This window comes from Photobacterium rosenbergii, from assembly GCF_003026455.1.
GTDB lineage: Bacteria > Pseudomonadota > Gammaproteobacteria > Enterobacterales > Vibrionaceae > Photobacterium > Photobacterium rosenbergii.
In genome coordinates this window covers 695,546-710,925 of record NZ_PYMB01000001.1, presented here as the reverse complement: position 1 = coordinate 710,925, position 15,380 = coordinate 695,546, and the positions used below count along the sequence as shown (strand labels likewise).

Sequence of the window (15,380 nt, the reverse complement as noted above, 5' to 3'; positions counted from 1 at the left end):
ACTTTTGGGTATTCCTGAACTAGAATCCGCCAAAATTTGCTGTACAGATTTTGATCGCCTCAAAAGGGCGACTTTTTTCCTTTCCCAAGAGGAGGATGCTATGGAAAACATACATAAAGTATTTGAGAGATATTCGTTAAAGGCTCTGGCTGTGTCTGTAAGTCTCGCTTTTGCTGGTCTGACGTTGTTTGGCTGTGGTCAAGAACCCACACAACTTGAAATGGCTTCAAAGGAAACTAGGCCTACTGTAAGGCCTGCACTGACTGAAGTAGTGTCAGCAACTCGTGGCGATCACCTGAGTTTCAATGGCGTTGTTCGGGCCGCTGAGCGAGCTGAGTTAGCTTTTCGTGTGGGTGGTAGGTTGACAGAGTTACTTGTCAGTGAGGGGGATAAAGTTAAGAAAGGGCAACTACTGGCTCGCCTTGATTCCCGGGATGCAACCACGGCGTTGGCTTCGGCAAAGTTAGAGCTGAATAACACAGAAGCTGAATTTTTACGCGCAAAAGCGATTTATGACAAGAGTAAAGCCATTTCAAAAAGCCAACTGGACGAAATCACCACTCGCTATAACTTGGCGAAAAATCGACGTGATGAAGCGCAGCGTCAATTAGATTACACACGTATAGAGGCTCCGTTCGATGGCATTATTGGTCGTCGATATGTTAATAATTTCGTGCAAATGCAAGCGAATAATCCGGTATTTACGCTTCACAACATTGATGATCTTGAGGTTGTCATTCACATACCAGATAGCGTGATGTTATCGAGTGTGAGCGGTACGGAGGCCAAAGCCGAAATTAATGGTATTCCAAATCATCTTTTTGATCTGTCGTTGAAAACATTCGCGACTCAGGCTGACCCAGTAAGTCAAACCTATCCAGTTGTGTTGGCCTTCAAGGATGTCCAAGACTATCGGGTCTTGCCAGGTATGACGGTAAAGGTGGTCCCAGCAGAGACCGGCGATATGAGTCAACACTCGATGATTACTGTGCCTTTAATTGCTGTGGTACCAGATAACCAAGGCAAGCAATACGTGTGGGTTGTAGCTGAAGACAATACTGTCAATAAGCGATATGTAGAAGTAGGGGCCTTGAGCCGAGACCGAGTGGCTATCACCCAAAACTTGAAGACTGGTGAGCAAGTGGTTGTTGCTGGTGTGTCGAGTTTGGTGGAAGGGATGGAAGTTCGCCCGATGCAGACGGCAAGTAGTTTGGGAGTAACTACGAGCTGGGTGGTTCACGAGGGCCAGCAATGAACATTGCTCGTTATACGCTAGCTAAACGCACCAGTGTTTGGGTTCTTATTGGTTTGATTTTGCTCGGTGGTTATATCAGCTACCTAAAATTAGGCCGATTTGAAGATCCTGAGTTTATCATCCGCCAAGCAGTGATAAATACCGCTTATTCAGGGGCAACGGCACAAGAAGTCTCTGACGAAGTCACCGATGTGATTGAAGGGGCGGTTCAGTCTCTGCAAGAGCTGAAAGAGGTAAAGTCGGTTTCCAAGCAAGGCATGTCAGAAGTGACGGTGGAAATCAAACTTGAGTTTGCCAAAACAAATGCTGACTTACAGCAAGTATGGGATAAGTTACGGCGTAAGGTCGCTGATGCACAGAGGTTGTTGCCACCTGGAGCAAGCCCATCGATTGTCAATGATGACTTTGCTGATGTTTATGCGCTGTTCTTCGCTGTAACGGGTGAAGGTTTTAGTGATAAACAATTGCAGGATTATGTTGATAGCTTGCGTCGCGAATTGGTGTTGGTTCCAGGGGTAGCCAAAACAGCGACCTTGGCTGAACGTCAGGAAACAATATTCGTTGAGATATCGAGTGAGCGACTAGCTTCCTTTGGGGTATCGGCAGAGCAGGTGTTCCAAGTTCTGCAAAAGCAAAACTTGGTGACAGTTGCAGGTGCGATTGATTCGCAAGAGATGCGCATTCCGGTCATTCCTGTCTCCAATATTCGCTCGTTTGATGATTTGCGAAACTTGCAGATTGGTGTCGGGCCAGACAAGACGGTCATGCGGCTTGGTGATATTGCCAAGGTGACTCGAGGATACCAAGAGCCGGCCAGTATGTTGATGCGCTACAACGGTCAACGAGCGGTCGGTTTTGGTATCTCCAATGTGACCGGGGGTAATGTTGTTGATATGGGGGATGCGGTTAAGGCAAGGTTGGCTGAACTAGAAGGCCAGAGGCCACTAGGCGTAGAACTCCATGTTATCTCAATGCAGTCAGATTCGGTAAGGGACTCAGTTGCGAACTTTATCGATAACTTAATTGCTGCCGTTGTGATCGTTTTTATCGTCCTATTAGTGTTTATGGGATTACGCTCAGGGTTGATCATTGGCTTTGTCCTATTGCTCACTGTTGCTGGCACACTTTGTATCATGTTCATCGAAGATATAGCCATGCAACGTATCTCCTTAGGGGCATTGATCATTGCTCTAGGTATGCTGGTGGACAATGCGATTGTGGTCACTGATGGTATTTTGGTCCGGTTACAGCAAGATCCAGAACAAGATAGAGAAACCGTCGTTACAGAGGTGGTCGACGCGACAAAGTGGCCGCTGTTGGGCGGTACAGTAGTTGGTATTTTTGCTTTCAGTGCGATAGGCCTTTCGCCATCTGATATGGGGGAATACGCCGGTTCACTATTTTGGGTGATCCTTTACTCGATGTTTTTGAGTTGGGTATTTGCTGTTACCGTCACCCCGATGCTTTGCCATGACTTTTTAAAAGTAAAAGCCACCAAGGGTAAGACTAAAATTAGTCCGATGATGGCCATGTACAAAGTGGTATTGGTTTGGGTATTGAAGCACCGTATCGCTACCGTATCTATGCTTGTCGCTTTATTGGCTGTATCGGTTTATGGCTTGCGATATGTTCCACCAGGATTTATGCCTGAATCACAACGGGCACAGTTTGTCATTGATGTCTATTTGCCTCAGGGTTCTGATATTCAACGTACAGAGCGGTTCGTTGCGAATATAGAAGCTGATGTGAAAGCCAAAGAGGGGGTAACCAACATCACTAGCTTTATTGGTGGTGGTGGGCTTCGGTTTATGCTGACTTATGCACCGGAAGCACGGAACACAAGTTATGGTCAGCTGTTGATAGATATTGATGACTATACCAAGATTGCGCCCCTGTTGATTGAGTTACAGGATGAACTGTCGGTTAAATACCAGGATGCTTCCATTAAAGTGTGGAAGTTTATGTTAGGCCGAGGTGGCGGTAAAAAGATTGAAGCGGGTTTCAAAGGACCAGATAGCCATGTATTACGTCAGCTGGCAGAGCAAGCCAAGGCAATCATGCATGCCGATACGAATCTGATCGCGATACAAGATGATTGGCGTCAGCAAGTGCCAGTGTTGAGCCCGGTATATTCACCGGAAAAAGCACAACGCTTTGGGTTGACCACTCAAGAGATCAATCAGGCTATCGCTCAAACATTATCTGGGCGCAATGTCGGTGTTTACCGAGAAGGTGATAGCTTAATCCCTATCGTTGTTCGTTCACCAGAGCACGAGCGCAACCATCAACGTGCAGTTGAAAATACAGACGTGTTTAGCTCTGCTGCGGGGGGATATATTCCGGTAAGCCAATTGGTCGATTCGGTTAACGTGGTATATCAAAATGCTATTTTGCGCCGTATCAACCGTGTGCCGACTATCTTGGTACAAGCCGATCCTGCACCCGGTGTATTGACTGCGGATGCGTTCAATACTGTTCGCGCTAAAATTGAAGCGATTGATTTGCCGGCGGGTTATGAGTTGATTTGGTATGGGGAATATAAAGCATCGAAGGATGCCAATGAAGGGCTAGTCATCTCTGCGCCTTATGGCTTTGCTGCGATGATCCTGTCGGTGATCTTCATGTTTAATGCTATCCGCCAACCATTAGTGATTTGGCTTACCGCACCTCTAGCCGTTATAGGGGTGACAGTTGGCTTGATCGCATTTCAAACACCGTTTGAATTCATGGCGATACTGGGCTTCCTAAGCTTGATTGGCATGATGGTTAAGAATGCGATTGTATTGGTTGATCAAGCTGATATGGAGATCGCAGATGGCAAACCTCCGTACTTTGCAATTATTGATGCAGCAATGAGTCGAGCAAGGCCGGTATTGCTTGGGGCGCTGACAACTATTTTAGGTGTTGCACCTTTACTTATTGATCCGTTCTTTAAGAGCATGGCTGTGACGATTATGTTTGGTTTGCTGTTTGCTACAGTCTTAACCTTGGTTGTTATTCCACTATTTTACGCCTTGCTCTTTAGGGTAAGCGTTGAGAGTTAAAAAAAGTACAAGTAGGGAAAAGGCGAATCTTTTGATTCGCCTTTTTTTATCGTGAATTATGAGCGGGTGCCGACAGTTTGGTAACAATAATTCGTGGTACTTAGATGTTTTGCTCTATAGTGGTACCTGCCGTTGTGAGTATTATCCAATATGTCAGTGGTTTATAAAAAAGATAACAGTTAAAGGAAGAGCTGAATATGTACCCGTTTATGCGTCTAGCGAAAGTAATGTGGCAAGCCAAGCGTAACTCCCCGGTTCACATTACTGATAAGAGTGAAATTTCATTCTCTTGTCGTCCCTGGGATCTCGATATTTTTAATGAAATGAATAACGGTCGGGTGCTTACCCTGTATGACTTGGGTCGAACTGAGTTGGGTATCCGCTGCGGGTTAATGAAAGTGCTGGCAAAAAAACGGTGGGCATTAGTAGTAGCAGGCAGTTCAGTGCGTTATAGAAAACGCATCCATATGTTCCACAAGGTAAAAATGTACTCCCAGTGTGTAGGCTGGGACGATAAATGGCTATATGTCGAGCAGTCTATGTGGGTAGACGGCAAACCGTGTTCGTCTGTATTAATTCGGGCGGGTGTGACGTCAAAGAAAGGATTAGTTTCACCACAAGATTTGCTCGAAGCGATGAATGAGCCGGTGAATACACCGATATTGCCACAATGGGTAACAGAATGGATTGATTCCGAGCAGCACAGACCGTGGCCACCCAATGGTCATTAATTAGTCTTCACCCTTAGGTTTATAAACAGCGGAGAGCGCGATAGGGCTCTCCGCCTACTTGAAACCACATTTAATCGAGTAGTTCGCGTTTTATTACTGTCATTACCCCTGCATCGCGGTGACTTGGCGCTGAGAATCGCGCTATATCTTTTACTTTCGGGTGAGCATTATCCATGGCATAGGAGTGGTAGCTTGCTTTGAGCATTTCTAAATCATTAAGGTAATCACCAAAGCTCATGGTCTGCTCATAGCTAAAACCTAGCGTGTTCTGTAAATGTTCAATAGCAGCTCCTTTAGAAGCCTCGGCATTCATTACATCAAGCCAGATTTTTGCACTCACTACTACCTGATGACTCTGACCAAACTCGCGCTCAAAGCTTGGGAAGACATGTTCTTCAGTACCATTAAAATGACAAATAGCGACTTTAATAAAGTCATCGTCGACAGCTAAGAGGTCGCTGACATACTGACAACGGTGGTAGTATTTCGAAAACTCTTTCAGTGCCTGTGGATCCTCGGTTTCAATATAGGCTGATTGGGTACCACACAAAACGATGTGCGCTCCGTCGATTGCCCGTGCCTGCTGAATAATTGCTGATATAGACGCTTTGTCGATTTCGCAGCGGTACAGTTCTTTACCTTGATGCATCACCATGGTGCCATTTTCAGCAATAAACATCATATCTTCGCTTACCGGTGCGAAAGTCTCCATCAAGCTGTAATACTGACGACCCGATGCAGCAGCAAAAATAATATCGCGTTGCTCTAGTTGCTGGTAAACCGAATAAAACTCAGCAGGGAGCTGGCTATTTTCATCGAGTAAGGTTCCGTCCATATCGACGGCGATAAATTTGATGTCTTTACTTGGCATAGTTGACCGTATTGTTGTCATTAGCAATGGTTCGAGCGTGACAAAGTACATGAGATATGAATCTCTGCAAGTATTTTCGTCTTAACCCCTTCTTAACCCCCGTGCCGTTATCTTATCCGCGTCTTAGTGGGAGATAGCATCAATGACGTTTCGATATTCATTGGCTTCACTGATATTGCTCGGCTTAGCAGGCTGCGCAACAACAGGGGAAGCCGACTTTGCAACGCAAGCCAACAACAGCCAAAACATCGCCATCCAGCAACTTGATGAGCGGGTTGAGCAAACACCGCGAGCGCTGGGGAGCCATCAAGCTCCTAACCGGATCACCGATCTGATCAATGTGCCAGAACTGGAGCAATACTTAACCACAGCGTTTGCCAATAACCCAAGCCTGCAACAAAGTATTGTGGCGCTGAAGATTGCCTATGCCCAAGAGGGGATCAGCTTTGCCGACCAACTGCCAACTCTAACGGCAGGTTTCTCGAGCGAGAAAACAGAAGGCAGTAACGAAAGCTACAATGCCGACCTTACTGTCAGTTGGGAGCTGGATGTCTGGCAGCGCCTGTCTGATGTTACTGCGGCCTCACAAAAAGATGTCGCCGCCAACCAAGCCAACTTGCAAAATGCCACCAACCTTTTAGCCGCAAACATTATGCGTGGCTGGCTTGAGATCAGCGTTAACCAGCAGTTGCTGGATATCGAGCAGCGTCGCTTGGCCATCCTAGAGAACAACGAGACATTGGTACTCGAGCGTTATCAGGTCGGGCTGGGCACATTGGAAGAGTTAGATAATGCCAAAACTAACACAGCCTCAACTCGGGCTACGGTCGCCCAGTACCAAGAGAACCTCGCGCAAAGCAAACGCAGCCTGCTATTGCTAACCGGTGAGCTGAACGCACCGGTTACCGATATCCAGGTTGCGGCAGACTTTCCCCAAATCCTTAACCCCTTGGACTCAATGTCAGTGCAAGATCTCTCCGGCCGCCCGGATTTACAGCAAGCCTTTTTCAATATCGAAGCCGAAAGCTTAAGAACCGATGCGGCCTACAAAGCCATGCTGCCGTCATTTAGCTTGTCTGCCAGCCTGAAAGATATGGCTGAGACACCAAGCGAAGCGCTGTTTGCCAACCCGTTATGGACGGCATTGGGCCAAATCTCTGCGCCGTTATTCCAAGGCGGCAAACTCAAAGCGAATGCGGAAATTGCCGAGTTGACAACAGAGCAAAGCTATTGGGCTTATCAGGAAACCCTGCTGACCGCCGTGAACGAAGTTGAGAATGCCATTGGCCAAGAAAGCGCGCTGGCACAGCAACAACAACATTTAAGCACTTCTTTAACCAGCGCCAAGCGCAGTGTCGTGAGCTATGAAGAGAAATACCGCCAGGGGCTGGTTGATATCTTCGATTTGCTGACCGTCCAGCGCCAAGCCTATGACGTCGAAGCACAGCTGACCAATACCACCTACCAACGACTATTGAACCGAATTGATTTAGGCCTAGCCCTAGGCTTGGGAGTCAACGCATGAAAACCACACTAAAAAAGAGTGCCATTACCTTAACCATCACACTGGCGGCAGCAAGCTCTATCTTTGCCGTCGTAGCCTACAACGGTAGCCAAATGGCACAGGCGGCCCAAGCCACTCCGGCCAAGGCAACCACAAAAAATGAAGACATTATCAATTGGCAGGCAATGGACGAAAAAGCCATGCAGCAAGCCCTGTCTCAGGTTGGGGTGCAGCTTACCCAGGCCGCGAGCTACCAAGCACAAATCATTGGCTACGGTGAGGCAAAACCACGCTATGAACTGGCGTTTGCCAGTGAGGTCAGTGGCCGGGTTGAATGGTTATCTGATGCCTTCGAAGTCGGCGCCACGGTGAAGGAAGGGGAGTTATTGGCAAAGCTGGATACCACGTCCTATGAGCAAGCTGTTACCCAAGCAAAATCAGATGTCGCTTCTGCCACACAAGCACTGCTTGAAGAGCAGCGCCAAGGTGAGCAAGCGCGTTCTGAATGGCAGCGTTCAGGCCTGACTGGGGCTCCGAACTCACCGTTGGTATTGCGCGAGCCACAACTGGCCAGCGCACAAGCCAAACTTGCAAACGCGCAGCAGGCACTGGTGAAGGCCGAAGAAGACTTGGCCAATACCGAAATCCGTGCGCCGTTCGACAGTGTCGTCGTCAGCCGTGATATTCAGCCAGGTAGTTACCTTGGCATAGGCACTAACCTTGCCACGCTGTACAGTATTGATCGATTTGAAATTGAAATTCCGCTCTCTGAGCAACAATGGGCCAACCTACCGCAACACGATGACCAAGATCAATGGACCGCAACACTGACCAACAGTACGGGGGATGTTGAGTGGCAGGCAAGCGTGGAGCGCAGCTATCAATATGTCACCCAGCAAACCCGCCAGCGCTCCATCGTGTTGGTGGTCGACAAGCCGCTCGAGCAAGAACAGCCCCTGTTCCCTGGAACTTTTGTGTCAGCCACTATCCAAGGCGATGACGTCGATAATCTGTGGCAGCTGCCGGCTTCGGCACTCTCGCAGCAAGGGGAGATCTGGACCGTTGACGCACAAGGCGTACTTGCCAAAGCACCTGCATCACCTGTGTTCGAACGCCAACAGCACATTTATGTCGAGCCGACCCAAGCGGGCGATGCCGTGCAAGTGGTACTGCGCCCATTGAGTAATTTCAAAGTCGGCATGAAGGTGTCGCCGACCTTAATGCAAGAAAGCAATGAAGCCCAAGCTGCACAATATGCAGCGGACAAAGCATCCGCCTCATTAACAGAGTCGGGAGAAGGGTAAGATGAGCCGTACCAACCCGAACGCTAAAAGCGATCACCTGGAAAGCAATCAAGCTTCAAGCTATCAGCACAAAGGGATAATTGCCTGGTTCGCGCAGAACCCGGTTGCTGCCAACCTCCTAATGGTCGGTGTGATCCTCGTTGGCCTGTTCTCGATAAACAGCCTGCGCAAAGAAGCGTTCCCAAGCCTCGAGCCGAGTGTCGTTACCGTTTCTGTCACCTACGACAGTGGCGACCCTGTCCAGGCAGAAGAAGGGATTGCGATAAAGATAGAAGAGGCACTGGAAACCGTCTCGGGGATCAAGCGCATCACCTCGACATCAGACGCTAATGGTAGCCATGTCTCTATCGAGAAAGAGAGTAGCTATAGCCTAGATACTTTGCTGGACGATGTGAAAACCAAGGTAGATGCTATCAACAACCTGCCTGTCGAAGCGGATAACCCGGTTATCGATAAAGCCAGAATGCAAGACCACGCACTGTGGATTCAGCTATATGGCGACACTGATCGGGGGACATTGCAAGACCTTGCCGAGCAGTTGAAATCGGACTTATTGAGCAAAAGTGCCATACGTGATCTGGAGATCAAAGCCAAAATTGATCCTATGATCTCAGTGGAAGTTAATGAGGCTAAGCTGCAGGCTTATAACCTGACGCTCTCAGATGTATCCAGTGCCATTAATGCCGAGTCGTCGACCAGCATTGCAACCAGCCTTCGCAATGGCGATAAAACGGTTCGTTTGAAAGTCTCAGAGCAGGCTTATGAAATCGAAGATTTTAAGGCCATTCCTGTTGTTACCACTGACAACGGTAGCCAAGTACTGTTGGGCGATATCGCCAAAGTGACCGACGGTTTCGAAGAAGATACCTTCAACCTCTCGCGTTACAACCAGCAGAGTGCGATGGGTATCCAGATTGTCATGGATGAATACAGCGATGTGATCAACATCGTTGAACAAGCCGAGCAAGTCATCGAGACCTGGAAGGGTAGCCACTTGTTGCCTGAAAATGTCGAGATTGAAAGCTGGTACGATAAAAGTACGATGATCAAAGATCGCCTGACCTTGCTGGTTAAAAATGCTCTGACAGGTATCGCGCTGGTCTTTATCGTACTCGCTCTGTTCCTTAATATCCGTGTTGCCTTCTGGGTAGCGGCTAGCCTCCCGTTTGTCTTCTGCGGCACTTTGTTCTTTATGACTGACTCGTTCATGGGGTTGACCATTAATGAAATGACGACCTTCGGTTTCATTATGGCCTTAGGGATAGTAGTCGATGATGCAGTCGTTGTCGGGGAAAGTATTTACTCAACCCGTCGCAGTGAAGGCGATACGTTAAAGAGTACTATCATTGGTACGCATAAGGTTGCCGCACCAACCATCTTTGGTGTACTCACAACAGTGGTGGCCTTCGTTTCTATCGCGTTGGTTGATGGTAATATGGGGCAGATTTACGCGCAGTTTGGCTCTGTTGTTGCTATTTGCCTACTGTTGTCGTTGGTGGAATCAAAACTAATCCTCCCTTCGCACCTCGCTCATGTGAATACCCAGCGCAGTGAAAATCCGGGGATCTGGAGTCGTATCCAGCAAAAAGCCGAAGCCGGACTGGATTGGTTTAATTTCCGGGTGTACAAGCGTGTTATCACCCAGGCTCTCAGACTCCGTTATGCGGTAGTACTAGGGTTCATCGCCTTGTTTATCTTAGTGATTGGCATGCCGTTTACTGGCGCCGTACGCGTTGCCTTTTTCCCTGATATTGCCGGTGACACAGTAACCGCAGAAATCAGCATGTTTAACGATGCTAGCTTTGGCCAAACCCAAACTAACCTGTTGGTGCTTGAGGCCAATGCCATCGAGGTCGATGAGAAGCTGAGGGCCACTTACGGCGGCAGTGAGTCTGCTATCTCCAGTGTCCAAATCATTGCCGAAGAGGATAAGTCAGGCAAAGTCACTATTGAGCTCAGTGGCGACGCACCCTATAACTCGGATGAGTTCGCCGATATCTGGCTTGCGACGTCAGAGCACATGGAAGGAGTGAAAAAACTCAAAGTGCTATCGATGATGGAGATGGTTGATGCCTTCAAGGCTGAGCTAAAAGCCAATGACGAAGTGCTGCTCAAAGAGGCGGCAAACAAGTTGAAAGGTCAATTGCAGGCCATCGCCGGTGTCAGCGGTATTGACGACAACCTTGACCTTGGCGAGCCACAGTACCGCTTCGAGCTAACCGATCAGGGCCGCGCATTGGGGATGGATACCTCGACCTTGGCCCAGCAAGTATTGCAGTCGTTCGGCGGCGATATTGTCCAGCGTTTCCAACGCGGTAAAGATGAAGTCAAAGTTCGGGTGCGTTACCCGGAAGAGGACCGCCAGACACTGGCTGATATTAGTGCTTCTAGAGTACGTACCCCCGATGGGAAGGTCGTACCGCTCACCGCCGTGGCCAATGTATACTCGGACTACCAGCAATCTGAAATTACCCGTATCGACAACCAACGTGCCGTCTATATCACTGCTGTGGTCAACAAAGATGTTATTGCGTCTAACGAGCTGGTCAGCCAGCTGCAAAACAGCATCGTTAAGGAGCTGAATGCAGACTACCCGACCGTCAAGATAGACTTTACCGGTGAGGCAGAGCAGCAAAAAGAATCAACTGACTCCATGCAGTCCACCTTTGTACTGGCATTGGTGATGATCTTTGCGCTGCTGGCTATTCCGCTAAAATCATACATACAGCCGTTGATCATTATGGTGGCGATCCCGTTTGGTATTGTGGGTGCTATCCTAGGCCATTGGTTCAATGACTTAACGCTAAGCATCCTGTCGCTAAACGGTATCTTGGCGCTGAGCGGCGTTGTTGTGAACGACAGCTTGCTGCTTGTTTCACGCTTCAATGAACTGATAAAAAATCAGAGCCTATCGGTCAAAGAAGCCATTGAGCAAGCTTGTACCGGCCGTCTGCGCGCCGTGCTGCTAACGTCGGTGACGACCTTTGCCGGCTTGTCGCCACTACTGAGTGAAACCTCAATGCAAGCACAATTTTTGATACCTGCGGCGGCGGCTCTGGGGTACGGTATTTTGTTTGCAACCGTGATCACCTTGGTGCTAACGCCGTCGCTATTGATGATCCAACACGACGCGAAACAGTTACTCGGTACCGTAATGCGCAAATTATTACCGCAAAAGGCTTTACCGCAAAAAGTTTTACCGCAAAATAATCAGCCAGAAATGGCTTGATGGCATCAGCGTATTTAGCCCCGCTGGTCATACGGCGGGGCTTTGTTCAAAGCTTAACAAGGAATCAATTATGGCTGACAATTTGCAACTCCTCTTGGTCGAAGACGATATCGACTTGGCCAAAGCCGTTATTGATTATCTGGAGCTGGAAGATATTCAGTGTGACCATGCCGCCAACGGCCAGTCTGGCCACCATCTCATTAGCACAAACCAATACGACGTCGTGATATTGGATCTCAACTTACCCAAGATGAATGGCCTTGAAGTGTGCGAGCGGATCCGGACGCAGGGTATCGATGTACCGATCTTGATGCTGACTGCCCGCGATACCTTGGACGATAAACTAACCGGCTTTTCCAAAGGCGCGGATGATTATTTGGTTAAGCCGTTTGCCATGGAAGAGCTGATTGTCAGGGCACAAGTCCTTGCCCGCCGGCGTAGCGGTCAAATTAGTAAACTCATCGTGGACGATCTTGTACTCGACCTGCAAGAGAAAAGGGCTAGCAGGGCTGGGGAGAACATCAAGCTTTCGCCAATCGGGCTTAAATTGCTCGAATGCCTAATGCGAAATAGTCCCAACCCCGTTTCTCGAGAAACATTGATGCAGGCAGTATGGGGGGATGAACAACCCGATAGCAACAGCTTGAAAGTCCACATGTTCAATGTGCGAAAAGCCGTCGATGCCAGTGCAGAGGGCAAATTAATCCAAACCATCACCGGGCATGGTTTTGCTCTGAGAAAGGGCGAAAAGGAGTGAGTGACAGCCGATGAAAATAAGGCCAAGTATTCGGATCTACTTTTTAGTTGCTATGTTGTTTGCAGGCACAGTGACGATTGGTGTTCTCACCGTTACTGCAGTGAGATACTTTTTCTCCGGCATGGATACTGCTATGACGGAATTTTTCCGCTCTCAAGTCTCCGAGCTACCGTTAGGGAATAACAATGCACCATTGCAAATGGATGAACTCACTATTGCCGCAAAGTGGGAAGACTTACCGCAACAAATTCAGCAAAACTGGCATGCTGATGAGCTGGAGCTTGGTCAATTACATAAGAAAATAGAAGCCACAGCCATTTTATCCCCGCCTGAGTTTGGCTACTTTGTGATGAAAGTGGTTAGAAACGAAGAAGTTCGTTTTATATCATTGGTACTGGATGATTTAGATGCCAATAAACGTCTTAATGAAGAGGTTCCCCCGTTTTTCTACATTATCCTGACTGGATTCGCAGCTATCATCTTTTTTGCTGTGGTGCTGATAGTGGTGCAAAGAAAGATCTCATCTCCAGTTGAGAAATTGCGAGACTGGGCAAAATCGCTGGATAAAGATCAGCTCACTCAGCCAGTGCCGAACTTCCATTACAGCGAACTCAACTCCCTAGCAGGGATCATCAAATCAAGCCTGAGTTCGGTTCAAGAAAGCCTTGAACGGGAACAGCGGTTCCTCGGTTATGCCAGTCACGAATTGCGGACACCGATTGCCGTTACCCGCACCAATAGCGAATTGCTACGTAAGATGATCACCAAGCAAGTTGCGCCAGAAAAGCAGATTGAAGTAGTGGATCGGATCGAGCGGGCCGTGTTTACTATGACTGACTTAACGGAAACTTTGCTGTGGTTAAACCGCCAGGAAGACAAGAGCCTGCCAAGCCGTACTATTAAAGTGGGTGAACTGATTAAGCAAATTGAATCTGAGCTGCACTATCTGCTGCAAGAGAAAAAGGTGGATGTGTCTGTCAATGTTGATGACTCTGAAATGGCTCTCCCCGAAGGACTGTGCCGTATCGTCATTACCAACCTGATACGCAATGCTTTTCAGCACACTCAACACGGTGAAGTCTCGATTGAGCAATCAGGCAGTCACTTCTCAATCGTTAACCGCAACGTTAACACTTCAAAAACACAGGATGACCTAGGATTCGGCCTCGGGCTCGAGCTCACCCAGCGCCTTATCGCCCAGTACGGCTGGCAATATCAAACCACCCAAGCTAATGATGGCTGGAGGGTTGAAGTGGTGTTTGATACTGCCACTTAATAAAATTCTTGCTGTTTAGCTTTGAGTACGAAGGTACCACCACACTAATGGAATCAGAAGAATCACTTCGATTCCTACATATAACCATTGTTTGGCAACTGAGCCGTCCAACATTATTCCTATTAACCTTGCTATAAGTAAACCAAACACAAGAGAGGCACTGGTAGCGGCAATTGTCGTCATCCAAGGTTGTAACTGGTGGTGAAACAGCAACAAAGAACCGAATCCGATCAGCAACCCCCACCATATTCTGCGTTCGATAGCTTGAAAAGTATCATCTGGGATCGGCTTGTTACTGAGGAGTTCTGGGTTGGCTACTAACACCAAGCCAATAATAATCAATAAGATGCCTGCACATCGTAAAATCAAGGTATTTTCTATCATCGTTCTTCAATCCAGAATATAAGTAGCATTTTCGGGTACATATGGTTTCGTTGCACGAAAAACATAGTTACAACGCCCAGTTTAATGCTGTTTTTTGCTCAGAAAGCGACCAGAGTTTTGCTGCCATTTCAGTATCCAAAGCAACATCATCCAATTTACAGGCTCCAACCGGACCAACGGTATCAGCACGTTTGGTAGGGCCGTAAAGTGTTGCGGGCTGTAAATTATCTTCCGTCGCACACATTACCTCAGGCCAAGCGCCTTTTTCTGCCGACTGAGCGATGACACGAGAAAGCACCGACCATAGCATTTTGTTGAAAGTGCTAGCAGTATCCATCAATAAGTTGGTACGAGATGCTCCTGGGTGACACACCTGAACCTCGACTTGTTTTCCTGCAACGTCAATACGGCGTTGAAGTTCATAGGCAAACATCATCTGGGCGAGTTTACTCTGAGCGTAAGAGTCCCAAGCGGTGTATTTACTATTAAAATTGAGATCTTCGAACTTAATTCTTTTTAGGCCCATTTTATAGGCGTTGCTGCCAACAACGATAATACGTCCTTGAGATGCTTCGATTCGATCGAACAGTAAGCCACACAGTAAGAAATGACCAAAGTGATTGACCCCAAGTTGACTCTCAAAACCATCTAAAGTGATTTCTTGTTTGGCGACCTGAGCAATAGCGCCATTACAGATGAGTGCGTCAATTACTGGTGTTGACCCCAATAGTTCATCTGCAGCTTGGCGCACGGATGAAAGCTCGGCCAAATCCATCTGAACGAAACGCACATCAATATGGTCACCTAGATCTTGTTTTAGCTGTTCGATTGCTGCTGCCGATTTGACTGGATTGCGATTCATCATGACAACTTTTGCACCTTTGGAAAGAAGGATGCGAGATGCTTCAAAGCCAGCACCACTGTTAGCACCCGTTATGACGTAAGTCTTGCCATTAAGAGAACCGATACGCTCTGGAGTCCAACCTTTTGTACCAAATAGCTTAGTTGTCATGATGTAAACCTTA

At 47.9% G+C, this 15,380-nt stretch carries 11 protein-coding genes; 8 read left to right on the top strand and 3 right to left on the bottom strand.

The window, feature by feature from the left end:
• The first annotated feature begins 100 nt into the window (after positions 1-100).
• From C9J01_RS03400 to C9J01_RS03390, 3 genes are all read left to right on the top strand, one after another.
• The gene (locus C9J01_RS03400; RefSeq protein WP_107297405.1) at positions 101-1,255 is read left to right on the top strand and encodes an efflux RND transporter periplasmic adaptor subunit; all 1,155 of its coding nucleotides are present in this window, start codon (positions 101-103) and stop codon (positions 1,253-1,255) included.
• Positions 1,252-4,299, top strand: coding sequence for an efflux RND transporter permease subunit (locus C9J01_RS03395; RefSeq protein WP_107296688.1), 3,048 nt, complete (start codon positions 1,252-1,254; stop codon positions 4,297-4,299). The genes C9J01_RS03400 and C9J01_RS03395 overlap by 4 nt, the downstream gene beginning before the upstream one ends.
• Positions 4,300-4,496: 197 nt before the next feature.
• Entirely contained in the window at positions 4,497-5,030 is a 534-nt protein-coding gene (locus C9J01_RS03390) for a thioesterase family protein (RefSeq protein WP_107296687.1), read from the top strand.
• A 70-nt stretch (positions 5,031-5,100) separates the two neighbouring features.
• Here C9J01_RS03390 and C9J01_RS03385 read toward each other — a convergent pair whose 3' ends face one another.
• The gene (locus C9J01_RS03385; protein ID WP_107297404.1) at positions 5,101-5,901 is read right to left on the bottom strand and encodes a Cof-type HAD-IIB family hydrolase; all 801 of its coding nucleotides are present in this window, start codon (positions 5,899-5,901) and stop codon (positions 5,101-5,103) included.
• Between the two features lie 142 nt (positions 5,902-6,043).
• Here C9J01_RS03385 and C9J01_RS03380 point away from each other — a divergent pair, with 142 nt between their 5' ends.
• From C9J01_RS03380 to C9J01_RS03360, 5 genes are all read left to right on the top strand, one after another.
• Positions 6,044-7,426 (top strand): TolC family protein, encoded by a 1,383-nt coding sequence (locus C9J01_RS03380; RefSeq protein ID WP_107296686.1) that lies wholly within the window; start codon positions 6,044-6,046, stop codon positions 7,424-7,426.
• Positions 7,423-8,709 (top strand): efflux RND transporter periplasmic adaptor subunit, encoded by a 1,287-nt coding sequence (locus tag C9J01_RS03375; protein WP_107296685.1) that lies wholly within the window; start codon positions 7,423-7,425, stop codon positions 8,707-8,709. Before C9J01_RS03380 ends, C9J01_RS03375 begins: the two co-directional genes overlap by 4 nt.
• A gap of 1 nt (position 8,710) precedes the next feature.
• Positions 8,711-11,938, top strand: a complete 3,228-nt coding sequence (locus tag C9J01_RS03370) for an efflux RND transporter permease subunit (RefSeq protein ID WP_107296684.1) — start codon at positions 8,711-8,713, stop codon at positions 11,936-11,938.
• 70 nt (positions 11,939-12,008) lie between these two features.
• A complete protein-coding gene (locus tag C9J01_RS03365) occupies positions 12,009-12,695 on the top strand; it encodes a response regulator transcription factor (RefSeq protein ID WP_107296683.1) in 687 nt (228 codons plus the stop codon).
• A gap of 10 nt (positions 12,696-12,705) precedes the next feature.
• The gene (locus tag C9J01_RS03360; RefSeq protein ID WP_107296682.1) at positions 12,706-13,971 is read left to right on the top strand and encodes a sensor histidine kinase; all 1,266 of its coding nucleotides are present in this window, start codon (positions 12,706-12,708) and stop codon (positions 13,969-13,971) included.
• Positions 13,972-13,986: 15 nt separating this feature from the next.
• Here C9J01_RS03360 and C9J01_RS03355 read toward each other — a convergent pair whose 3' ends face one another.
• Entirely contained in the window at positions 13,987-14,355 is a 369-nt protein-coding gene (locus C9J01_RS03355; RefSeq protein ID WP_107296681.1) for a DUF4345 family protein, read from the bottom strand.
• Between the two features lie 67 nt (positions 14,356-14,422).
• On the bottom strand, positions 14,423-15,367 hold the full coding sequence (locus C9J01_RS03350; protein ID WP_201797781.1) for an SDR family oxidoreductase: 945 nt from the start codon (positions 15,365-15,367) through the stop codon (positions 14,423-14,425).
• Positions 15,368-15,380: the final 13 nt, after the last annotated feature.